Consider the following 23,131-nt stretch of genomic DNA (forward strand, 5'->3'; position numbering starts at 1 on the left):
TTTCTCCTGAGTAAGATTTTTACAAATCCCAGCCCCTGTAACGATTCTTCTGATACTCCCGTGTAAACCGTGCAATCTGCATCATCTTTGCCTTGCCCCATTCATTTTCCTGATGGAGCTGCTGATAAGTTGCCCAGCGTTCTTCACTGAGTGTACCATCTGCAAGTGCCGCGAGTACTGCACAGCCCGGCTCATTAGTATGAGAGCAGTCATTAAATTTACACTGATCAAAAAGGCTGACAACATCAGAGAAGGTTTCGTCAATTCCTTCTTCCATGTCGAGCACACCGATTTCACGAAGTCCTGGAGTATCCATAAACCAGACACCACAGTCCAATTTAACTAACTGTCGGTAGGTTGTAGTATGACGTCCTTTTCCATCTGAATCGCGGATATGATTTACTTTCATCAAATCATCACCGTTCAGCGTATTAAGCAGGGTAGATTTACCAACTCCCGAAGAACCTACAAGTGCAATTGTCTTATCCTTCTGTAAATACGGTTTCAGATTTTCAATGCCAAAACCAGTCAATGAACTGATGGCAATAACATCAGCCTTGTCACAGATTGCTTTTGTGATTTCAACCTTAAGATCTACTTCATCACACAAATCAGCTTTAGACAAAACCACAACTGGCTTTGCACCGGTTTGCAGCGTTATAGAAACAAATCGTGCAATTCTGTTTTCATTATAATTCTGGTTTAGCGAGGTAACGATGAATACATAATCAAAATTTGCAACGATGGTTTCTTCCAGAAGATTTTTAACAAAGGCTTCTGCATGTCCGCTTCTGTTTGGGCGCTTGAATACAGTAGTGCGAGGGAGCACTTCATCAATCAGTGCGTCACCGTATTCATTTGTAATAACCTTTACATAGTCACCAACAACAGGCGGCTCAAGTCCGAGATTGTAAAATTTTCCTTTAAGTTTTCCGAGTAATTCAACATCTGAGTTTACAGTTTTGTCTTCTCCACATGGCAAAAGTGTAAACTGATTTTTCTGCACGCAAGATACACGTGCGGTAATAATATTATTTGTTTTCAATTTGATTTCCTAAAATGCAAGAGTTAATAAAGAGAGTCATGTAGATGCTGAAACAAGTTCAGCATGACGTCATCCCGAACTTGTTTCGGGATCTCTTTATCCAATGCAGCTCCGCTTTCAGGCAAAAATGTGGGAATGACGTAACGTCTTACATTATGCAATAACAGCGGAGGTCGAAGAGTTAGCAATATCAAAATAAATCATAAATCTTTCTCAACCTCCTTAAGTATTAAGTATATTTTTACACTATCACAAACGATAATTGTTGTTCAAGTATTTTACTCAGCAAAAATCTTCAAAAGCTCTGAAAAATTGTTTACTGTATAATCCGGTTTGCTCTCCGCAGACATAGGAATCTGTAACGCACCAAAGCCCTGCTTAATCCAGACTGTTTTCATACCAAGAGATTTTGCCGGTGCTATATCATTATCAAGTCTGTCACCAACCATAAAAGCTTCTTCCGGTTTGCACTCTGCAGTTTTCAGTGCATATTCAAAAATCTGAACATCCGGCTTCATCACCTTTACATCCCAGGATGAAATTACATACGAAAAATACTGAAGTATACCAAAGTTTTCCAAACGCTCTTTTAATCCATCAAGCTGATTTGCAATAACACCAAGCTTATGATTTTTTGAAAGAACCTTTAAAACTTCAGGCACCTCTTCATAAAGAGTTTCCAGTTCAGAACGATACGGAGCAACCTCTTTAAAATTAAATTTTTTTACCACTGTGCGATATTGCGGAAGCCAGGCAATAGTAGCTTTTCTGATTTCATGAAATAGATCAACTACAGAAAGTCCGAGCGCTTTTGCTTCTTCCGTTTCTACCTGTTCCTGACAGCGTTTCTCCCATACAGCATCTTCATTTACCAGTGTGTATCCTACATCAAAAAAAATAGTTTTCATTTCTTACATCCGTTTATCGTTTTACTATAGTATACAATGAAAACAATAATAAATGAAACAGTTTGTGCAATACTTATTCGAATAGTCTGCAACTGATCAATTTCAGAAATACTCACTACATGCAAGATATTGATTATCGTATTATTCACAAAATGATCTGCCATTCCTGCATAAAGCGAACCAGTTATTTTACTAAGCATTGCATATTTAAGCCCAATCAAAGTCGATGAACCTATCAAAATCAAAAGATTCATGATAAGCTGCATTCTATTACTGTCTCCGTCTGTAAAACTTCTGATTGGTCCTACACAATGCCACAAGCCGAATAAGAGAGACGCAAATATAGCTGATGGCCAGAAAGAATATCGTCTTTCAAATAAGTTCTGAAATAGTCCCCGGAAAACGCCTTCTTCCATCACAACATTTATGATATTTCCAAAAATACAGATGATAAAGAAAATTGCTTCTGTATGATTTCCAAGATTTCCATTTACAGAGTAACTTGTTACAAAAAGTGACAGTTTATCAAACTCTCCAAGATTTTGAACAATAATGATTTCAACTGTGTAAGCTAAGAAATAACAGAACAGTCCAAGGAGAAATCCTCTTAAAAGGTTCTTAGAAAATTTGGAACGCAAAAATCCCATTTCTCCTGGGGTTATATAAAGAAAGCCCGCAGTTACAAACAAAACTATAATTCCTAAAAGCTTATGAATAAAAGCTTCACCAAAAAACGTGGAATCTGTGCGGATTAAAAAGTATTCCAGAAATCTAAAGCAAAAGCAGATAAAATAAACAGTTAGAACATAAATCCAGATCTTATTTTTATTTATATTTTTTTCCATATCTATTGTAACAATCTTCAAGCTGATTTTTGATACCATACAGGCTTCATTTTCTAAAATAAATTTTTAATAAACCGCTTCTGATCCTTTTCTGAAACATATCCCAGATGTTCATAAAAACCATGAGCATTTGTTCTGTTAATTCCTGAATTAAGACGCATCATTTTTATTCCATTTTCTTTTGCCCAGTTTTCTGCTTCAAGAAGAAGCGCCTTTCCAACACCAAGTTTCTGAAATTCTTTTTTTACAGAAAGAGCCAGAATATTTGCCATCGTTTCAAAATACAAAGTATCGTAATGTTCAACATGAATATATCCCGCAACTTTACCATCCAGTTCACAAACAAAAACAGCTTCGCGCTTTAAATCTAAGTTTTGAATCTTTCGTTGCACAAGATTCAAATCACAATTATATCCAAGCCCCTCGACTGAAATCTCACAGATTGCCGGAGCATCTTCAATTGCCAATTTTCTGATTATCAGATCTTTCATTCTATCAATTCCTGTTTTTTAATTTTTCTTCAAGATATTTTTCATCCATCATTTCAACACCAAGGAAACGACTGAATCTACAGAAAGCTTCTTTTATTGCTTCAATCATTTTATCAGTTATTTCAATACCCGGTTCCCACCACCAGTTTTTTATTTGAGCCGGAGTTTTTCCTCTGTTCGGTTCCGGCTCAAACCGTGCAACAAACTGATTTTTATAAAGCACAGGAAGAACATAATAACCGAACTTTCGCTTTGCTGCTGGAGTATAAACTTCCCAGGTATATTCAAAATCAAAAAGCTCTTTTATCATTCCCCGGTCCCAGATAAGATTATCCAGTGGTGCAATGAATTGAGCCACAGAATTCCTTGCAGGTTTACCCAAAAGTTCTTCATCCTCTTTTCGGATATAAAAAGTTTCTTTTGATCCTTCAATTGCAATTTCCAGAAGCTCACCTTCATCAACAAGTTCACGAAGAAGCTGAGTGCGAAGTTTTGTATCTGAAACATAAAAGCCAAGCCAGGTGCCACCATTTTTATTCCACACCATTCCCACTGCACCAATTCTGCGCTTGATATACCATTTTGCAAAATCATGATCATCTTTAAATGGTTCTGCAGTTTTTAGAATTTTCTCTGGAAAAAGCTTTTCACTTAAATCATAAACCTTATGAGTTTTATTTTTTGAACTGATTCCAAGTTCCCCCGAATGATATAGATAATCAAGGGCAGCACTCGAAAGTTTTTTATGCCCCCAGGGACCAGAATCTACGTTATTTCCAATATTAATTTTTGCAGCAGGAAGAGGACCATTTATTCGAATGAACTCTTTTATTTCATCAAGCAAATCTAACGCCTCGAGAGATTTCCTCCAGGTCAAAATGCCCTTTAACTGCTCTACTGTTTTCTGACGAATACGAGCCATTGAAGGATAATCTTCTGTTGGAATTATTGAAATCATCTTATCTGGTGAATCATATAAAACCCGTTCTTTATAAAGTAAATCAAATAAAACATCCGAACGATAGTTAGCAACACGTGATTGCAAAACTAAATCTGCATTACGGCCGACAACATCCAGAGGATCATACTGAATACAGCGAACTTTCTGCATGTATTCCACTACACCATTCGGACCTTTTAGTTTTCCATTACCATTCAGATTCTGATAGTTTACGAGAAAATTTCTTGCTGTTTCTTTTTTTATTGTTTTCATTTTTTCTAATAATATATTACAGCATACCTGCAAAAAAGGATAAAAAAATTGCACGAATTGTAAAAATTCGTGCACAAAATGCTTCTGTTATTAAAGTTTTCGCTTAAAAATATAAGTTTTATAATCTTCTTGTTCATCACTGAAAGGCTCATAAGTGTCTTCCTTCAAAAGTGTGAATCCATGCTTTATATACCACTGCCAGTTGCATTCACAATCTGTCCAAAGGTAAAGATTTTTCCAACCTTCAGCACGAAGTTTTTCACAACACTTTTCAAGAATACTTGAACCTGCTCCTGGCTTTCGACTTATAAAAAGAGAAAGCTTTATATCATCATCCTGCATAAGGCTTAATGTTCGTTCGTCCATCAATGTGAGAAAAGTTTTACTCATACCAGAGGCAGTTTTCCATTCTTCCGGAAATCTTTGAGATTCCTTAGTAAACCATTTTTCAACATTACTGTAATCGCCCTTACGTGCAAAAAACGCTGCAGAATGAATCTCGCTTGGTTCTCCATCATCTACCAGCTGGAAACGATAATTATTTTCCCAAATATTATTTCTTACAATGTATTCAACATTAAAACGCTTAAACTCATCATTTCCAACTGGCGGAAACCACAAAGGCTCAACTACATCAACAATAAGAGGAAGATTATTAAAATCAAAGGATTCAAGATGTGTACTCATAGAAGTTTCCCAATTATTTATATCCGTAGTATAGCACATTTATTAAGAAATGAATTTGTATCTTTTTTATTTTCCTGATTTCATCTCTTTCTTGTTTTCATACATTTTCTGATCTGCCCCCTTAAGAATTACAACAAACTCATCTCCACCAATTCTGAAAACTGGTGAATGAGAAAAAACAGAACATACAATTTCACAAAGTTTTTTAATTGCGTAGTTTCCTTCTTCATGCCCATAAAGTATCATTGATAACCTTTAGATTATTCAGATCTATCATTGCAATTCCAAAGTTTATCAGATTACCCATATCAAGCTCATATTCCATTTTTCGTATTGTTCTGTCATAAGCAGTTTTATTTCTGATTCCTGTAAGAGAATTCTGATTTGCAAGCTCTGTCATATGAGTAGCATGCTGTTTCATAATTTCTGCATTTCTTTCTGCAAGAAGAATTCCCTCAACATAATCACGCATATCAACAGCCAATAGTAATACTATGCCACATTGGTTTTTCAGCTGTGCTCTTTTCAATCAGCTTCATAAAACTATCTCCATATAACAAGTTATTTAATTATATCATGGAAAAATGGAATTTAAAATTTATTTGTTTTCCTTTATCATTAAGAGAAAATAAGGTTTTGATTATGCTTATTGATTTTCATACACATTTAGATTTTTATAATCAAACAGATTTAGCTGCACAGCTAGCTGAATTTTCAGGAACAATTATTGCGGCCTCTGTCGATGAAAATAGTTTTTTGAAGAATTGTGAGATTGCGTCACATACACCAGATCACTGTCATATAATTCCTACCTTTGGAGTCCATCCAAATTACGCAGATGAAAATGTCACATTTCTTGATAATCCCGAAACGAAAAAACGATTTGAAAAATATCTTGAACAGTCTCCTTTAATCGGTGAAATTGGAATGGATTTTTGCTGGTCAAAATGTTCTGTTGAAAATCAGGAAAAAGTTTTAAGATATTTTTTAGAATACTGTAATAAAACTGCGAAGCCCTGCGTAATTCATACAAAAGCTGCTGAACAAAAGATATGTGATATTCTTTCTGATTATCCAGATGCTCCTGCTGTAATTCACTGGTATGATGGACCAGAGAATATTTACAGAGAATTCTTACGTCGCGGTTATATGCAGACATTTGGTGTAGAAACTATTCGGTCTGAACATTTACAGAAATTACTGAAAATGACTCCTCCAGAACTGCTGCTTGCTGAAACTGATAATCCTGATTCAGAGCCCTGGCTTGGTGGAACCAGAAATGATGTTGGTTTGATTGAAAGGGTCTATAATGAAATTGCCGGACTTCTCGGTATGAGCCGTCCGGCTTTTGAAAAACTTATTGAAGAAAACTTCAATAGAATATTACCTAACTAACGATAGTTAGACAAACTAACAGTATTCACCCCACTCGCAGCCAATGTGTTTAGCTTCAATTTCATCTAGAAGTTTTGGCTTAGCAAACAGACGTTTTTTCCAGAGCTTTACAGTACCGCAGCCGGTTCCACCATTCCATAATCTGTTATGACGTTTCGCCCCATCTGGAGACTCATAGTTTACCAGAAGCATTTTTGATTTGTCGCATTCCACCTGAGTTTCCATGATAGCCTTTGTTGTTTCCTGACGGACATACCAGATAATTTTATCTTCAGTTTCCTTGCAATCAAACTTTGTACGGCAGAAAGTCCAGAATTTTGAGAAATTGAATTCATAGGATTTTCCTTCGTACCAGAAGTCACTCAGGAGTTTGCGATTAAGAGCGATTCCAAAAGCCTTTGGACGACCGCCACCGATATCGAATACAGAATCTTCGAGGCGTTTACCTGTTTGTTTACTTACTAGATCGCAAGAAGAAAGCCAGACCCACGGAGAAGTAAAATCTGCACCCCAGTTTTTATCAGCATAACCGAACGAACGTTCGTTAGTAATTATATATTTCTCGCCATTTGCGGTAATACTTCCTGAATAAAGAGATTTCATTCCTTCTGCATGCCAGTACATTTCAAAGGCTTTAAGTTTACGGAACAGTGAACCTGCACCGTAGCCTACATTAAAGGCAACCTTTTTATCTACATTTATATCCCACTGCATTGAGCCGGAATTACACATCCATTCAGGATGAGCTGCTGCGTCTTCCGGAGAAATCTCCACCTTACCAATAAGGCGTGTTTCACAGGCAGAACAGTCTCCTGCTTTTACAAAATAGCCATTATCGTCGTGCCCAATATCCACATCTTTCAAGGCAATAAACTTATGAAGCTGTGTAGGATTATCACCCCACCAGCCGCACTTTAACATGAGATAACTTGGACGGCGACCTGCTTCACGATTTACGGGAAGCTGACCACATACCGGCTGATCCCCACCTAGTGCCGGATTACATGTAAAATATTCGATAAAGAACGCGCGTTCTTCTCCAGTCTTCTCATTAACAGCTGTAAAATTATGCCACCACCAGTCGTATCCTTTGCGGGCAAAACGGCCGTTGAGCATCCAATCATTTCTCTTCAAATCCGATTTGTTCATATTTTTAAAGATAATATCAAATTGAAGAAAAGGCAATTTTATAGTATCACTATGAATATGACTACGAAGGAAAAAGTTTTGAAATTGCTCGTGGATGCAAAGGGCCAGGCTGTTTCGGGAGAAACTCTCGCGGCTGAATGTGGTGTGAGCCGTGCTGCTGTCTGGAAAGCCGTAAATGCTTTGCGCGAAGCTGGCAATTCAATTGAAGGTACAACAAACGGCGGTTATGTTCTTTCTGATAATGATGTTTTTACCGCTGAACTTTTTAAGGAAACTTTTTCTTCACGTTTCCCAGAACTTTCTGATTGTCATATTGAATGCTTTAAGGAAATTGATTCTACAAATACTTATGCAAAACGAATCCTTGCTGAATGCGGAAATCTTCGTGGACCAGACGGTAGCCTTACCGAAGCCGGCAAAAAATATCACTGCTCAGTAATTATTGCCGAAAGCCAGACTGCTGGTCGTGGTCGCTTAGGACGCACCTTTGTTTCTCCAGAAAAAACCGGTATTTATATTTCTGTGATATATGCTCCAAAGGGTGGAATTACAAATCCTGCAAGGTTGACAGCGTGTGCGGCAGTAGCAATTTGCAGAGCGATTAAAAAAGTATTTGGTGATATTTCTGTATTAACCGCAGACCCACAAATTAAATGGATCAATGATATTTTTGTTGAAGGTAAAAAAGTCTGCGGTATTCTTGCTGAAGGTGTTGCCAATTTTGAAAGCGGAATGATTGAATCAGCCGTTGTTGGAATGGGAATAAATATTAAAAAGAATAAGACTGCATTTGAAGGTGAACTGGCAGATGTTGTTGGTACGCTGGAAGATGCTGTAACTCAGACATCTCCAGAAGCTGCAGGTTCAATTTCTAGAACTCGTGTCGCCGCAGAAATCGCCGGCCAGGTTCTTAAGATTTTTGAAGAAGATGCTTCAAGTCCCGAAACACACAAAGCAATCATAAAAGAATATAAAGAAGCCTCGTTCCTGCTTGGCCGAGAACTTACAGTATACCCTCTGATTGGCGATGAAAAAACTGCTTACAAAGCTACAGCTACCGACATAGATGATAATGCAGGACTCATTGTCACTCTGGAAGACGGAACTATAAAGACACTGAACTCTGGAGAGGTTACGCTGAAGTCTTCTGCCGTATTGAAATAGCCCGTGCTGAATTATATGCCTGCTTCATACCAACAGAGAAGAATACTGGAAGCAGAACAATAAACATTCGGAGAGATTTCTTCCCGCCGCGAGCTTTCCAGGCACGCTCTGCCTGCTGCCAGTTTTTTGAAACTTGCGGTATAAAGCAGATAAAAAGCGAAACTGCCTGCGCAACCGGAGTTTCTTTCTTTGCATGAAAAAGTCTACGAACTGCAAGCTCCATGCTTTCGAGTCCTTCGCGAATTTGTAATGAAGTTGAAGTTTTAAATACTATTGATGCACTCTGCATTACACAAAGCAATTTTAATAAAAGAATCCAGGTTTCTGTTTCATTTCGAATAAAGCCCGATATCTCCAGCTGACCCGATGCCACGCTTCCAATCAGCTTTGCAAAGATCAAAAATACCGCATAGTATAATATAGCTTTTAGATCTCGCAGCTGTTCTCGAACAGAGAACTTCAATACAAACGCAAGAATAACCTGCATAATACAAAGCCAGATTGTACAATAAAATGGCAGTTTAAACACCGCAACACTAACTACAGGGATCAAAAGAATCTTAATCCACGCAGGACAGCGGTGCAAAAATGAGGAACCAGGTTTGTAAGAAAAAGCGGTATCTTTTGTCATTCCCATATTAGATCTTTCACTGATTTATAAGCAACCAGCGGATTTCTGATATTCCATTCTTCGAGGTTTTGCTTTAGACCTTCTTCCGGAGTATCATCAAAAACTTTTTTACCACGGAATAAAACTACCAATCGGTCGGAAAGACCGAGGCATTTTTCTAACTCGTGTGACAGTATTACAACTGTTTTACCTTCTTCCTTAAGCTGGCGGACAAGTGCGTTTACCTGCTTAACTCCTCCAAAATCCAGGTTGGCATATGGCTCATCTAAAATAATTACTGGAAGCTTCATTGCGAGCATACAGGCAACGGCTAGTCGACGTTTTTCACCACCAGATAAAAAGCGTGCCGGAAAATCAGCTTTGTCTGTAAGCCCTGTTTTTTCCAGAGCTTCACGTACAGCTGTCTGAACTTCTTCTTTTTTCCAACCAAGATTTTTCGGACCAAAGGCGATATCCTCTGCTGGGGTTTCACCAAGAATCTGAGTTTCAGCTTCCTGGAAGACGAGGCCGACCCGGCCTTCAACATGAACTCTGGAATCTGTTCCTGAGTTATCCGCATCCATCAGTCCGGCAATAATCTGCATCAGAACACTTTTACCTGATCCGTTTTCGCCGCCTACAACGACGCACTCACCCTCTCTGATTTCAAGGCTTACGTCATCTAAGGCTTTCTTTGGACCGGCAACAGTGCTGAATGTTTTTGATAAATGACTAATACTTATTTGAGTCTTCATATAAATACTGAGCAAGTACCGGACGCAACTTCAACGCAACCGGTATGGCAATTACAGCCTTAAGAATATCTCCAGGAATATATGGAATTACGCAGGCAGCCATTGTATAAGCAAGGGCTGTTTTATCTGCAGGAACTTTGCCGGCAGCAGTTGCCCAATACGAAAATCTGATTACACCCGGAATATACAAAATCACAAGACCAGTAACAACAGCAGCAGAAACTCGAACAACAACCTTTACAGTCAGTTTCTTTTCAGTAACACTCGGCTTTCCAGCAATAAAACCTGCAGCCACTGCACCAAGCAGATAACCAGCCAAAAAGCCACCGGTTGGTCCAAGCCATACAGCAAGCCCGCCGGTTCCACCAGAATAAACTGGAAGACCAATCAAACCTGCAATTAAAAAGAGAGCTGCAGGAGCACCAGCAAGGACTCCTCCTAATAATACAGCACACAGAATACATAAGGCATTCTGCAAAACAATCGGAATCACACCAAGAGGGATTCTGATAAAACAACCAAAACAAATAATAGCGGCAAATAACGCGATGAAAGAGATTTTTAAGACTGACTTATTTTTCATAAGAGAGACTATAGCAAATAAAAAGGGTATTGTAAACCTGTATTTAAATATAGGTTTACAATACCCTTTTTATACTTTCGTCATTGCGAGCGAAGCGAAGCAATCCATATTAATAGATTGCTTCGTCGCTTCGCTCCTCGCAATGACGTCAGATAAGAATTACCTTGTACCCTTATCGTATGGAATACCCTCAGCCTTAGGAGCGCGGGATTTCTTTGAAGTGAATGCAAGAACTACAAGAGAAATGATGTATGGCAGCATCTTGTAAACATCACCTGGAACAAGATGAATCAATGCATCAAATGCAGAATAAGTATCTGCAACGGCACGGAATGCACCAAATAGCAAAGCACTGGCTGCAATACGAAGCGGATTCCACTGACCGAAAATCATAACGGCAAGTGCAAGGAAGCCCGCACCGGCAACACCGTACATAAAGTCCCACTGTGAGTTTGCAGCAGAAATGTAGATGATTCCACCAATTCCACCACAGAAGCCTGAAATCAAAACCCCTGCATAGCGCATTTTGTATACATTGATACCTACGCTGTCTGCAGCCTGAGGATGTTCACCACAAGCCATAAGACGAAGACCAAAGCGTGTTTTGTTCAAAAGTACATAGAGAATCACTGTCAAAATCATGTAAATATTGAAATCTCCAATCAGGAAAACCTTTCTGTTTGCAATATAATCAAGAATTGCAGAAGGGTTTGTACCACCCGATCTCGCATTATTAAACGACTTAACAATAACAATAGCAGCGGCTGTAGCAAGCATATTCATAGCTGTACCAACCAGAGTCTGATCCGCCTTAAAGTTAATAGCCGCAACTGCAAGGAACAGAGAATATAACATTCCGAAAAGAACACTCGCAAGAATTGTCAGCAGAATTATAACAAAGGCCGGAGTTCCAGCAGGCAGAGAATAAAGCACGAATGCACCGCCAAGCGCACCCATTACCATAATTCCTTCAAGACCAAGGTTAATTACACCACTGCGCTCACTGAACATACCGCCGAACGCAACGAAAATCAAAACTGAAGCATAAATTAAAGTATATTGAATCAATAACATAATTAACCTCTCTTGCCCTCGGCATCAGCAGATTCGGCCTTTACAGGCTTTTCCTCTGACTTCGCAACCTTCTTCTTTCTTTCCATCAGCTTACTTAACTGTGTCTTAAACAGGAACATGAATGCACAAGAATAAATGATGATAGATGAAATCAAATCCGCAATCTGAGGGTTGAAGTATTTTGTATCAATAAAGCTTCCGCCCTGAGTGATATGCTGAATAAAGTAACCCGAGAAGATTACGCCAATCGGATTCAGCTCACCAAGGAAAGCAACCGCAATACCATTAAAGCCCATAGCAGGAACAGTCGAACTTGTCTTCCATGGCTGAACATCAGTCAGATAGAAAAGTGAAGCAGCAAGACCGGCAATAGCTCCAGAAACAGCCATAGTCAGAATCAGATTTTTCTTATCTTTCATACCGGCATACTTTGCTGCATGCTTGTTCAAACCAGTTGCACGAAGCTCATAACCAAGAACTGTTTTCTTCAAAAGAATATTGATAAGAATTGCTACAACAATTGTCAAAGGAATTGCAATTGAAACATACTCGTTATCATGGAAAAGAGCACCAAGACCAAGAGTTGGCAAAAGTGACTGAGGTGAAGTTGCAGCAATTGAGAAGGTTTCTGATTTACCAACGTTCATAACGCGCTCATTCTGCATCAACACATTAACAATATAAAGTGAAATCCAGTTGAGCATGATTCCCGCAATAACTTCGTTTACATTACAGAAAGCCTTCAGAAGGCCCGCAATACTTGCCCACAAAGCAGCACATACTATAGCAAACAACACACATACAAACCATGGAAGATGCCAGGCCAATGCAGTCCAGAGTGAAATACCAATTCCGATACAATACTGGCCGGCAACACCAATATTGAAAAGTCCAGATTTGTAAGCAAACAAAACTGCAATTCCACAAAGAATAAGCGGTACAGCCTTTACCAGAGTCTGACCCAGGTAGTAAAGCTTTTTACCGTTATTTCTATAATACATCCAGTTTTTCAGGATTACGCTGATAGCCTTTGGCGCATGTTCAGCATTGATAATCAGAAGAATGATAAAACCTATAAGAATACCAAGAAGCGCACAAATTACAGCTGAAAGAATTGATTTAGAAGTATCAGAAGCAAGTGCTGTCTTAAATTTATTACTCATCTTTTGCCTCCCCACCAGCTTTCTCGCCTACATTACGTTTAGCACCAGCCATGTAAAGACCAAGCTCTTCCGGTGTTGTCTGTTTTGGATCCAGTTCACCGACAATCTCGCCTTCATACATTACAAGGATTCTGTCGCTGAGATTCAAAACTTCTTCGAGTTCGTAAGAAACAAGAAGTACAGCCTTTCCTGCGTCACGGTCTGCAATAATTGCTTTATGAAGATATTCAATAGCACCAACATCAAGACCACGGGTTGGCTGAACTGCAATCAAAAGGCTGTGCTCTTTATCGAGTTCGCGGCCAACAATTGCCTTCTGCTGATTTCCACCAGACATTGCACGGGCGATTGTTTTATTACCCTGTCCGCTTCGAACATCGTATTTATCAATAAGCATCTGCGAATAAGCAGAAACTTCTTTTGTCTTTATAAACTGATTCTTCTGGAACTGAGGCTCCCAGTAACGCTGAAGCACCATATTCTGTTCAAGAGTGTAATCCAGAACCAAACCATGCTTATGTCGATCTTCAGGAACATGGCTCATACCAGCTTTGCTTCTTTCACGGATAGATTTTTTAGTGATATCTACACCGCACAAAGTGATTTTTGAAGCAGAATGAGGAGCAACACGCTCAAGACCAGTAATTCCCTGAATAAACTCAGACTGGCCGTTTCCATCAATTCCGGCAATACAAACGATTTCTCCGGCACGAACCTGAAGGCTAACGTTATGAACGGCAAGCTTTTTATGAACATGACTTTCAACGCAAAGGTTTTCAACATCAAGAACAACTTCGCCAGGCTTAGCAGGCTCTTTATCTACAGTGAACTTAACGTCGCGGCCAACCATCATGCGGCTGAGCTCTTCCTTGCTTGTATTTGCAATCTCAACAGTACCGATGTAGCGTCCTTTACAAAGAACTGAACAACGGTCAGAAACTTCCATGATTTCGTTGAGCTTATGTGTAATAAAGAGGATTGATTTTCCCTCTGCAGCAAGATTTTTCATAATCTGCATAAGCTCTTTGATTTCCTGAGGGGTAAGGACAGCAGTAGGTTCATCAAAAATCAAAATCTCATTATCGCGGTAGAGCATTTTCAAAATCTCTACGCGCTGCTGCATACCAACTGTAATGTCTTCGATTTTTGCGTCAGGGTCAACTGCAAGACCATACTTCTGACTCAGATTGATGATTTTTTCTCTGGCAGCTTTTCTATCAACAAAACCATGCTTTACTGTTTCGCTGCCTAAAATGATATTATCAAGAACGGTAAAAACTTCTACGAGCTTAAAGTGCTGATGCACCATTCCAATTCCAAGAGCCGTAGCATCATTAGGATTTTTGATTTCAACTTTTTTTCCATTCTTGTGGATTTCGCCTTCTTCCGGCTGATAAAGACCGAAAAGAACGCTCATAAGCGTAGACTTACCAGCTCCGTTCTCGCCCAAAAGTGCATGGATTTCGCCTTTTTTGAGCTGAAGGGTGATATTGTCATTCGCAATAATTCCGGGGAAACGCTTAGTAATATTAAGCATTTCAATGATGTATTCTTCACTCATAAGAAAGAATTATATACTAAAAAGAAAGGGATTTAAACAAAAAAAGCGTGAACACCGGAGAGTTCACGCTTAATAATTTCCGTTTTGTCGGCTCGCAAGTCTCGCCTCTGAGCCGTTCTTTCGATGAACCTAAACAGGCCCGCTGTCGCAGCCCTGTTTTTAACGGTTCTTCGATTTTTGGCTTATTTAATGTTCTGGTAGTAGTTTACTTTTACAGTAACTGCTGGAGCCTTGTCGATTGCGTTAGAAACTGTAACTTTATTAGCATATACATCAGCTACAAGTTTCTTGTAATCATTTACTGAGTAGTTCTTCATTGTCCAAGTATCTGTTGGAAGACCTACATAGTTCAAAGAAAGGTCTTTTCCTGATACGAGACCGAGGTTAGCAATCTTTCCAGAGTAGTCAGCCCAGTTTCCAGCCTGAATAGCAGAAAGAGCAGCGTTTACTGTTGCAGAAAGCCCCTTCATAGCAGAAGTTACACACATACCATCAGCGTAACTGTTAATCTGTGCTGTCTGATCAACGTCAACACCAATTACCTTTCCGCCAACTTTAGAAGCAGCTTCACAAGCAGAAGACCAGATAGCTCCACCACATGCGAATACAACTTCTACACCACGGTTCTTGTACCATCCGTCCATAGCAGCTGTAATTGTCTGGTCGCCGTAGAACTGTCCACCATAAACATATTCAATTGTTACCTGATCAGCAACTTTGAGTTCTTCAGCAGCCTTGTTAGCACCCTGAACAAATCCGTATCCGTAGCGAACTACAGCTGGAACAGCCATACCACCGAGGAATCCAAGGTGACGATATCCTTCTTTTACTGCAGCGTAACCTGCGAAGAATCCAGGAAGCTCTTCTGCATAAACTGCACAGAATACGTTAGCTGGAACAGCAATACCACCGAGGTCACCTTCGCTGATATCAAGACCGATGAATTTAGCATCATCATAATCTTTAGCTACCTTTCCAATTGCTTCACCGAAAAGGTATCCAGGAAGAACGATTACATTGTAACCATCCTGATAAGCAGCATCGATAGAAGCAACGCGGTCTGCGTTTGAATCTCCGGCTGGTTTGTAGTACTGGAACTCAAGTCCGTTTGCTTCGGCGTAATCTTTACAAGCCTGGTAAGTTGTCTGATTGAAAGACTGATCTGTAATATCGCCTGAATCTGTTACCATAGCGATTTTGATAGAAGCCTTAGAAGACTTCTTTGCTTTTTTTGCTTTAGCAGCAAAAGTTGATGAACAAACAAGTGCCATCATCATTGCAATTGCAATAAGCTTTTTCATTTAAGTTATCCTCCAAATAAATGATAGTATCACTATTATAAAACATTACGTTATAAGTATCTACTAAAATAGGAAATTCTAAATATATTTGACAATCTGATTTTTAGCGTTAGACTTTTGAATATGGCAGAAAAGAAATCAATACTTCAAACTATTCAGGATTTTACACAAAAACTGGAAGAATTCTCTCAACATAATGGTGTTCGTATTCCTCAGGAGAATTCGGAAACTCAAAAACTAACAAGACTTCAGCAGCATATAAACCAACAGGATGAAGAAAAGCGGGCACTGCTCCGTTCTCAGTTTCAGGAGTTTGCAATGCCTGTAACACAGGATATCGAAAAAGATGAAGAAGATTTATTGAAGGCTTATGAATTATTCTGCCAGTTGAAGTCATTAGATGAACAAAGCGGCGACCGTCAGACTCATCTGAAAAGTCTGGCACTTTCAAGTCCGCTTTGCCATAAATCAGAATATGCCGCAGAAGGAAGTACTCGTTTTGCCCTTCTGCGCTTGTGGTTTCTTACAACAAAGCCAGATGCTCAGTTTGTGCCAGAAATAACTGAAGACTCTAACGGTTCCGTTGCACTTGAGTTTACAGATCTCGATCTCTGGCAGCCATCCTCATTTGAAAAAGAAATTATGCAGGCTTTTGATGATTAGAGCTTCTGCACCTTTTTTTGATTAAGCCAGATAAACGCAATCACACAGATAACCGCAGAAAGCAGGCTTCCAAGTGGAGCTGCACAGCCCATTGGGAAAAGTGTTTCCGGCCAGTATTTTGATGCCAGCCATGCGCCCGGTATTCGCACAAGTATGATTGATGTCACGTTGTGAATAAATGAAAGAATTGATTTTCCCATTGCACAGAAATAACCGCTGAAACAGAAATGGATTGCGGCAAAAACACAGTCGAATACATAAGATTTCAGATACTGAGTTCCAAGATTGATAACAACCTCTTCGCGGGTAAAAAGTGCAATAAGAGGATGCAAAACAAACTGAAGGGAAACCGCAAAAATCAGACCAATACCAGTGGCAATTGCGGTGCCGGCATAAAGAGTTTTTCGTGCACGATCATAGTATCCGGCACCAATATTCTGAGCGGCAATTGCGCTGACTGTAGAAAGCATGCTTGAAGGAATAAGGAATAGGAAGCAGATGATTTTTTCAACGATTCCAACGGCAGCCGCTACGTTTACACCACGACGGTTTGCAATAACTGTAATCAGCATAAAGGAAATCTGAACAAAACCGTCCTGGCAGGCAACAGGAACACCAATTTTTAAGATTGGAACAAGTGCATCCTGCTGAAGTTTGAAATCTTCTTTTGTAAGTTTAAGGCTTTTTGATCGCACAATTGCAATCAAACTGATAATAACGCTGACTGCCTGAGCAATAACTGTAGCAATAGCTGCACCCTCGGCCTTCATACCAAGCACGCCCATAAAAATGTAATCGAGAATGATATTGAGAGTACAGGCGATGATTACGAAAATCATAGGACTTTTTGAATCGCCCATGCCACGGAAAATTGAAGCAATTACGTTATATGCAACAATAAATGGAATACCGATAAAACAGATTCGAAGATAAAGAACTGTCTGCTCAACACTTTCCGGCGGAGTCTGAATCAGACTTACAATTCCGCGGCATGCAAGCAAAAGAATTACAGTAATCACAGCTGAAAAAATCAGGAAAAAAGTTACTGTGTTACCAATGATTTTAGAAGCACGTTTTGAGTCTTTAGCTCCAACAGCCTGACCAATCAGAACTGTGCCGCCCATCGCAAGCCCAACGATAATTACAGTAAACATGTGCATTACCTGACTTCCGATAGACACAGCAGAAATTACATCTGCGCCGTTGAACTGGCCGGCAAGGAAAAGGTCTGCCATGCCATAGAGTGTCTGTAAGAAATAAGAAAGAAGATAAGGCAGGGAGAAAACAACAATGTTTTTTAAGATAGAACCCTCGGTAAGATTTTTTGTCATAAGGATTATTATAATGAAAAATTCACGTCATTGCGAGGAGCCCGACAGGGCGACGTGGCAATCTATGTAGCATGGATTGCTTCGCTTCGCTCGCAATGACGTAGTTTAGAACAATCTCATCAAATCTTCAATAGTCTCGCGTCTTCGGATAAGCTTTACGCTGCCATCCTTGCAGATGAGAACTTCTGCAGGGCGTGGACGGCTGTTGTAAGTCGAACACATACTCCAGCCATAAGCTCCGGTATCGAGAACGCAGGCAAGGTCTCCGCGCTGCATTTCCGGAAGCTGACGATCCTTAGCAAGAAGGTCACCGCTTTCACAGATGTTACCGGTTACTGTCTGTTCCATCAGCTTGTCGCGTGGAACAACTTTTCCGTCACGGATAACTTCAATATCGTGCCAGCTGTCGTACATACTTGGGCGAACAAGCACATTCATACCGATATCAGTTCCGGCAAAGGTCTTTCCGTTGTTGTGCTTTACTGCATGAACGCGTCCAAGAATTACGCTGCCTTCTGCAACACAGAAACGGCCAGGCTCAGACTTGAACAAAACAGGCTTTCCATATTTTGCAACAAAGTCGTCGAGAATTGGCTCAAGACGCTTCTTAAAATCTTCCATTGGGAAAACTGCTTCGTCGTCCAGCTTGTGATATGGAATACCATAACCACCGCCGAAATCAACAAACTCAAGATCCTTAAACTGAAGTGCAATGCGAAGCAGGTTTGTAACTGCATCGAGGTAAGGCTGTGGGTCCATAAAGAGCGAACCAATGTGCTGGTTGATTCCCGCAATTGTAAGATTATATCTGTCTGCAATTTCAAAAATCTGAGGAATAAATTCTTCAGAAATTCCAAACTTAGTTTTCTTACCGCCGGTAACAACCTTTTCGTGGTGGCCGGCACCAACACCAGGATTGATGCGGACAGCAACCTTACCGCCCTTGTTCAAAGAGCCGTAAAGCTCGAGCTGAGCAAGTGAGTCACAGCTTGTCATAATTCCGTTATCAATTGCAAACTGCATTTCTTCTGCACTAACGTTGTTTGGTACAAAGAAAATGCGGTCGGTTGGGAAGCCAGCCTTAAGCAGCATCTGGATTTCTCCAACACTCATAGCATCGCAGTTGTTGCCCTCTTCAAGAGCAAGCTTGAGGATGTGGATGTTTGTATTGGCCTTAACCGAATAGTTTGCAGTGTACTTATACTTTGTAATTACCTTAGCAACAGCGTCCATACGGTTACGGAGAATCTTCTCGTTATAAACGTAGAGCGGTGTGCCAAATTCCTGTGCAAGCTTTTCAGGGTTGTTGCCTTCAAAGAAATTAACATTTTCAATAAATGAATTCATAGTGTTCTCCTTTAGTAGGTTATAGGTTCCAGGTGCTAGGTTTTAGGAAGGAGGGGGAAGTCTCCCCCTCGCTCGCACTTTGTTGCTCGCTACCCCTTCTCCTAGGTGGCTTCGCCCCCTAAAACCCCTATTTGCCTACAACAAGTGTGCTCTAATCTCTTCACCAGAAAGTGGACTCAGGTAAGCTGGTGCAACATCGAATACTGTCTTACAGCCTGTCTGGCCTTCCTTGTTCATTCTGTAAACTGCGCGGGCGTAAGCAACGAGAACGCTAGAAGTGAATGCAGGGTTTGAGTCGAGCTTGAGACTGTACTCAATTACGTTGTTGAACTCGTTGTCCCAGCCAGTTTTTCCAGAACGGATTACAAATCCACCGTGTGGAATACCAGAGTGGTTCTTCTTCAATTCTTCTTCGCTGATGAAGTGAACTGTTGTGTCGTAATCAGCAAAGTAGTTTGGCATCTCTTTGATTTCTTTTTCAATGCGTGCCTTATCAGCTCCTTCTTCTGCTACAACAAAGCATTCACGAGTGTGCTTCTGGCGAGTAGTCAAATCAGGATTGCTTCCAGAACGAACTGCATCCAAAGCAGCCTGTACAGGAATTGTATACTGCTTACCATCCTTTACACCTTCAATACGGCGGATAGCATCAGAGTGTCCCTGGCTAACTCCCTTACCCCAGAAAGTATAATCCTTTCCGTTTGGAAGAATGCAGTTAGCATAAAGACGATTCAAGCTGAAAAGTCCTGGATCCCAACCACAGCTGATAAGAGCAGTGTGCTTGAAGTCCTTTGCTACTGTATCAACATTTGCAAAGTGCTCAGGGATTTTTGCGTGTGTATCGAAACTATCGATTACATTGAAATATTTTGCATATTCTGGAGTCTGTTTTGGAAGGTCTGTTGCAGAACCACCACAGATAATAAGAACATCAACTTCGTCCTTGTGTTTTTCAACTTCTGAAACGTTGTAAACAGGAACACCTGCAGTCAAGATTTTTACAGTTGAAGGATCACGACGTGTGAATACAGCAGTTAATTCACAATCTGGATTCTGCTTAACAGCAGCCTCAACACCTCTACCAAGGTTACCATAACCTAAAATACCAATTTTCATTTTGTACCTCTTTTACGCTAAAAGCGTTATTTTATCTTTTAATGCCTCTTTCATTACTTCAACCAGATTCTTCTGGCCGGAGTATAGACATGTATTATGCTCATCATCTGTAAGCTCGCCGGTAAGCACATAAGCTGAATCAGTTATAAAACGAATCTGTCCTTCTTCAACTTTTGTGTTGTAAACCTTTGCGCCCTTAACTGAATAGTCCTGAGTAAGCAGTACAATTTTCTTTCCTTCCGAAATAAGACGTTTAAGATCTTCTTCAAAATCCTTTACAATCTGTGCAGGAGCCATCAGATAAAGGCGAAGTTCAGTTTTCTCAATCATCTCACGCATTTTATTGCGGATATTTTTTGCGCCTACAATTGTGATATAACCGTCCGCGGCAATTACTTTCTGAGGCCCGTGTTTTTCCAGATACTCAGCAGATTTTTTGAGTTCAGATATTTTATTTGATGTAAATGTTTTGATTTCAACAGGACGATACTTTGTAGCCTCGCCCTCAACAAGATAAGCAGCTCCCTTTTCTACAAGAGCATTAAGAGCAGCATAAACATTTGAACGGGAAAAACCGGTATCCTTAGCAACCTCATAACCGGTCATATCACCATGATTTAAAAGTGCGGCATAAATTGAGGCTTCCTGTCTTGTGAGAGAGAACTCTGTAAGAATGTCGATAATCTTTGTTTCAGCCATATCAAAACCTCAAATCAGTTTATCCCGCGTCGTTGCGTTATTAGTAGTATTGTTTAGTACTACTTGTGACAATATACAAAGAATTTCTGATTATGTCAAATTTATAATTGATTAACAGGAGAAAAGATGTATGATTAGGTAAATCGATTAACTAATTTTTTGAAAAAACGAGGAAAAAATGACACCAACCGAACCTGCAAAAATCACAGACAATAAATATCGTTTTGATAGTTTTACTAATGGCCAGGTACTTCCTGGAAACGTAAAAGGCCGCCTTCCTGCAATGGGCTGGAACAGCTGGAATGCTTTCGGCAGCGGAAACACAGAAACACTCACAAAAATCATGGCCGACAAAATCATTGAACTCGGACTCGATAATCTCGGCTACCAGTATTTAGTACTAGATGACGGCTGCTATAAATCTGAGCGCGAGGACGGAAAGCTTGCAAATGAACCTGTAAAATTTCCAAACGGCTTCCGAGCCCTTTCTGATTATGTTCACGCTCGCGGTCTTAAATTTGGAATGTACAATGATATTGGAACAAACCTTTGTGCCGGTGCTGCAGTAGGAACCTGCGGTTTTGAAAAGACAGATGCTAAATCTTACATTGACTGGGGAGTAGATTTCCTCAAAATTGATAACTGTTATTACCTCTGGGATAACGCAACTTTCTCAAATCCTGAGAACGCAAAGTACGTTTTTGCCCCAAATTTGAAAGAAATTCAGTTAAAAAAAGGCGAATTTTCGATTTTACTCAGCGCCGATAAAGGAATTTTGAAAGGTCGTGGCGCTTCAATAAAAGACGGCTATGCTACAGGAATCGGAACTTTTGACGGTACAAATACCGGAACAACTCCAGTTGGACCAATGAGCAGTGAGCTAGTTTTTGAGGTTGAAGTACCTGAGGACGGCGATTACGAGCTGATTGTAAATTACGCAACTGCCCGCCAGAACGGATGCGGAGAATGGCTTCAGGTGGCATCAGGGGAAGCTTCGGACGATAATGAGAACTCAGCTATTTTCTTTGACAACCTCCTCCCATCAACAGAAACTCCGGAAACTTTCGAGGCTTCCGCCCCAATCAAAATTACCCTCAAAGCCGGACGCAACAAAATCCGCCTTATGAATCATCGCCGCCAGGAGAATACTCTCTGCTCTTATGCCGCAATGCTCGAAGGCCTCAACGAAGCAAAACCGGATCACGGCGTTCTTCTCTCACTCTGCGAATGGGGAAAAACTCAGCCACAGAACTGGGGCTATAAAGTTGGTAATTCATGGAGAATCTTAAATGACATTACTTTCCGCGTAGGCTCAGACGATAACCCGGGCTTCGGTAACTGGACAGACCCTGGAACGCCAAGCGTAACTTCACAGTACAACAAGGCTGTTATTATGGATGAATTTTCCGGACTCGACAAAGGCTGGAACGACCCGGACATGATGATGGTTGGAATGAACGGAATGACTACTCAGATGAGCCAGACTCATTTTACAATGTGGTGTATGATGAACTCTCCTTTGATGCTCGGCCTCGATTTACGCCGTGTTCAAAAAGGAGATGAACTTTACAATATAATTGCTAACCGAGATCTCATTGCTCTTAATCAGGATGCACTTGGTATTCAGGCAAAACGTATTTTCACAACTGCTGCAATTCCTGAAAACCTAGATGCCGCAGACCGTACACCGGACCGCGCCTACATCACCGACTGCGACCGCGTAGATATTCTTGCAAAACCTCTTGCAGACGGTTCTCTCGCTCTCTCATTCTTCAACCTGAGTCAGGAAAAGAAATGCGGTGACTTTGCGGTAGATACAGCACTTATTCAAAAATATCTCGGCGATAAATTACCGGAGAGCTTCTACGGTGCCGGGGCAACCGGCACTGCCAGCTCCTACGCAGCCCGCTACACTTTCAAGAATCTCTGGACAGGCGAAACCGGCACTTTTGAAAACGGCCGTTTCGCTGTTTCAGAAATTGAAGGTTGTGGAAACATTACTCTGAAGATTTCTCCTGTAGAGGGATAGGC

The 23,131-nt window shown here is 40.4% G+C and carries 24 protein-coding genes; 4 read left to right on the forward strand and 20 right to left on the reverse strand.

Annotation, left to right across the window (positions count from 1 at the left end; genetic code table 11):
* Positions 1 to 19: 19 nt before the first annotated feature.
* From rsgA to BMY21_RS06305, 8 genes are all read right to left on the reverse strand, one after another.
* Entirely contained in the window at positions 20 to 1,045 is a 1,026-nt protein-coding gene (gene rsgA / locus BMY21_RS06270; protein WP_177177724.1) for a ribosome small subunit-dependent GTPase A, read from the reverse strand.
* Between the two features lie 278 nt (positions 1,046 to 1,323).
* A complete protein-coding gene (locus tag BMY21_RS06275) occupies positions 1,324 to 1,953 on the reverse strand; it encodes an HAD family hydrolase (RefSeq protein ID WP_074641887.1) in 630 nt (209 codons plus the stop codon).
* Positions 1,950 to 2,837, reverse strand: a complete 888-nt coding sequence (locus BMY21_RS06280) for a CPBP family intramembrane glutamic endopeptidase (protein WP_256210287.1) — start codon at positions 2,835 to 2,837, stop codon at positions 1,950 to 1,952. Before BMY21_RS06280 ends, BMY21_RS06275 begins: the two co-directional genes overlap by 4 nt.
* 14 nt (positions 2,838 to 2,851) lie before the next feature.
* Entirely contained in the window at positions 2,852 to 3,289 is a 438-nt protein-coding gene (locus BMY21_RS06285; RefSeq protein ID WP_218141032.1) for a GNAT family N-acetyltransferase, read from the reverse strand.
* Positions 3,290 to 3,293: 4 nt separating this feature from the next.
* A complete protein-coding gene (locus tag BMY21_RS06290; protein WP_074641889.1) occupies positions 3,294 to 4,502 on the reverse strand; it encodes a winged helix-turn-helix domain-containing protein in 1,209 nt (402 codons plus the stop codon).
* Positions 4,503 to 4,592: 90 nt separating this feature from the next.
* Positions 4,593 to 5,189, reverse strand: coding sequence for a GNAT family N-acetyltransferase (locus BMY21_RS06295; RefSeq protein ID WP_074641891.1), 597 nt, complete (start codon positions 5,187 to 5,189; stop codon positions 4,593 to 4,595).
* A gap of 66 nt (positions 5,190 to 5,255) precedes the next feature.
* Positions 5,256 to 5,435: a diguanylate cyclase domain-containing protein gene (locus BMY21_RS06300; protein ID WP_074641892.1), complete on the reverse strand. Its 180-nt coding sequence runs from the start codon at positions 5,433 to 5,435 to the stop codon at positions 5,256 to 5,258.
* On the reverse strand, positions 5,416 to 5,673 hold the full coding sequence (locus BMY21_RS06305; protein ID WP_143064173.1) for a GGDEF domain-containing protein: 258 nt from the start codon (positions 5,671 to 5,673) through the stop codon (positions 5,416 to 5,418). Before BMY21_RS06305 ends, BMY21_RS06300 begins: the two co-directional genes overlap by 20 nt.
* 92 nt (positions 5,674 to 5,765) lie before the next feature.
* Between BMY21_RS06305 and BMY21_RS06310 the strand changes: the two genes are divergently transcribed.
* Positions 5,766 to 6,584 carry a TatD family hydrolase gene (locus tag BMY21_RS06310; RefSeq protein WP_083379740.1) on the forward strand — a complete coding sequence of 273 codons (819 nt, stop codon included), beginning with the start codon at positions 5,766 to 5,768 and terminating at the stop codon, positions 6,582 to 6,584.
* Between the two features lie 15 nt (positions 6,585 to 6,599).
* On the opposite strand, the gene BMY21_RS15820 is transcribed toward BMY21_RS06310, so the two are convergent.
* Complete coding sequence (locus tag BMY21_RS15820) at positions 6,600 to 7,733, reverse strand: tocopherol cyclase family protein (protein ID WP_074641990.1); 1,134 nt, start codon at positions 7,731 to 7,733, stop codon at positions 6,600 to 6,602.
* Between the two features lie 51 nt (positions 7,734 to 7,784).
* Here BMY21_RS15820 and BMY21_RS06320 point away from each other — a divergent pair, with 51 nt between their 5' ends.
* Positions 7,785 to 8,897, forward strand: coding sequence for a biotin--[acetyl-CoA-carboxylase] ligase (locus BMY21_RS06320; protein ID WP_083379742.1), 1,113 nt, complete (start codon positions 7,785 to 7,787; stop codon positions 8,895 to 8,897).
* On the opposite strand, the gene BMY21_RS06325 is transcribed toward BMY21_RS06320, so the two are convergent.
* The 7 genes from BMY21_RS06325 to BMY21_RS06355 form a co-directional block, all read right to left on the reverse strand.
* Positions 8,866 to 9,528 carry an energy-coupling factor transporter transmembrane component T family protein gene (locus tag BMY21_RS06325; protein ID WP_143064175.1) on the reverse strand — a complete coding sequence of 221 codons (663 nt, stop codon included), beginning with the start codon at positions 9,526 to 9,528 and terminating at the stop codon, positions 8,866 to 8,868. The genes BMY21_RS06320 and BMY21_RS06325 overlap by 32 nt on opposite strands.
* Positions 9,525 to 10,262 carry an energy-coupling factor ABC transporter ATP-binding protein gene (locus BMY21_RS06330; protein ID WP_074641901.1) on the reverse strand — a complete coding sequence of 246 codons (738 nt, stop codon included), beginning with the start codon at positions 10,260 to 10,262 and terminating at the stop codon, positions 9,525 to 9,527. The genes BMY21_RS06325 and BMY21_RS06330 overlap by 4 nt, the downstream gene beginning before the upstream one ends.
* A complete protein-coding gene (locus tag BMY21_RS06335) occupies positions 10,240 to 10,845 on the reverse strand; it encodes a biotin transporter BioY (protein WP_074641903.1) in 606 nt (201 codons plus the stop codon). The genes BMY21_RS06330 and BMY21_RS06335 overlap by 23 nt, the downstream gene beginning before the upstream one ends.
* A 159-nt stretch (positions 10,846 to 11,004) precedes the next feature.
* Complete coding sequence (locus BMY21_RS06340; RefSeq protein WP_218141033.1) at positions 11,005 to 11,919, reverse strand: ABC transporter permease; 915 nt, start codon at positions 11,917 to 11,919, stop codon at positions 11,005 to 11,007.
* 2 nt (positions 11,920 to 11,921) lie between these two features.
* Positions 11,922 to 13,082, reverse strand: a complete 1,161-nt coding sequence (locus tag BMY21_RS06345) for an ABC transporter permease (RefSeq protein WP_074641906.1) — start codon at positions 13,080 to 13,082, stop codon at positions 11,922 to 11,924.
* Positions 13,075 to 14,643, reverse strand: coding sequence for an ABC transporter ATP-binding protein (locus BMY21_RS06350; protein ID WP_074641908.1), 1,569 nt, complete (start codon positions 14,641 to 14,643; stop codon positions 13,075 to 13,077). Before BMY21_RS06350 ends, BMY21_RS06345 begins: the two co-directional genes overlap by 8 nt.
* Positions 14,644 to 14,825: 182 nt before the next feature.
* Positions 14,826 to 15,944, reverse strand: a complete 1,119-nt coding sequence (locus BMY21_RS06355) for a BMP family lipoprotein (protein WP_074641910.1) — start codon at positions 15,942 to 15,944, stop codon at positions 14,826 to 14,828.
* A gap of 123 nt (positions 15,945 to 16,067) precedes the next feature.
* On the opposite strand from BMY21_RS06355, the gene BMY21_RS06360 reads away from it, so the two are divergent.
* Positions 16,068 to 16,607: a hypothetical protein gene (locus tag BMY21_RS06360; protein ID WP_074641912.1), complete on the forward strand. Its 540-nt coding sequence runs from the start codon at positions 16,068 to 16,070 to the stop codon at positions 16,605 to 16,607.
* Here the strand turns inward: BMY21_RS06360 and BMY21_RS06365 are convergent.
* The 4 genes from BMY21_RS06365 to BMY21_RS06380 all read right to left on the reverse strand — a co-directional run bounded on the left by BMY21_RS06365 (position 16,604) and on the right by BMY21_RS06380 (position 21,100).
* Positions 16,604 to 17,938, reverse strand: coding sequence for an MATE family efflux transporter (locus BMY21_RS06365; RefSeq protein WP_074641914.1), 1,335 nt, complete (start codon positions 17,936 to 17,938; stop codon positions 16,604 to 16,606). The two genes, BMY21_RS06360 and BMY21_RS06365, sit on opposite strands and share 4 nt — an antisense overlap.
* A gap of 105 nt (positions 17,939 to 18,043) precedes the next feature.
* Positions 18,044 to 19,285, reverse strand: coding sequence for a diaminopimelate decarboxylase (gene lysA / locus BMY21_RS06370; protein ID WP_074641916.1), 1,242 nt, complete (start codon positions 19,283 to 19,285; stop codon positions 18,044 to 18,046).
* Positions 19,286 to 19,420: 135 nt separating this feature from the next.
* Entirely contained in the window at positions 19,421 to 20,401 is a 981-nt protein-coding gene (locus BMY21_RS06375) for a diaminopimelate dehydrogenase (RefSeq protein WP_074641917.1), read from the reverse strand.
* 12 nt (positions 20,402 to 20,413) lie between these two features.
* Complete coding sequence (locus BMY21_RS06380) at positions 20,414 to 21,100, reverse strand: TrmB family transcriptional regulator (protein WP_074641919.1); 687 nt, start codon at positions 21,098 to 21,100, stop codon at positions 20,414 to 20,416.
* A 178-nt stretch (positions 21,101 to 21,278) separates the two neighbouring features.
* Here BMY21_RS06380 and BMY21_RS06385 point away from each other — a divergent pair, with 178 nt between their 5' ends.
* The gene (locus BMY21_RS06385) at positions 21,279 to 23,129 is read left to right on the forward strand and encodes an alpha-galactosidase (RefSeq protein WP_074641920.1); all 1,851 of its coding nucleotides are present in this window, start codon (positions 21,279 to 21,281) and stop codon (positions 23,127 to 23,129) included.
* The last annotated feature ends 2 nt before the right edge of the window (positions 23,130 to 23,131 follow it).

This window comes from Treponema bryantii (genome assembly GCF_900111035.1).
Taxonomy (GTDB): Bacteria; Spirochaetota; Spirochaetia; order Treponematales; family Treponemataceae; genus Treponema_D; species Treponema_D bryantii_C.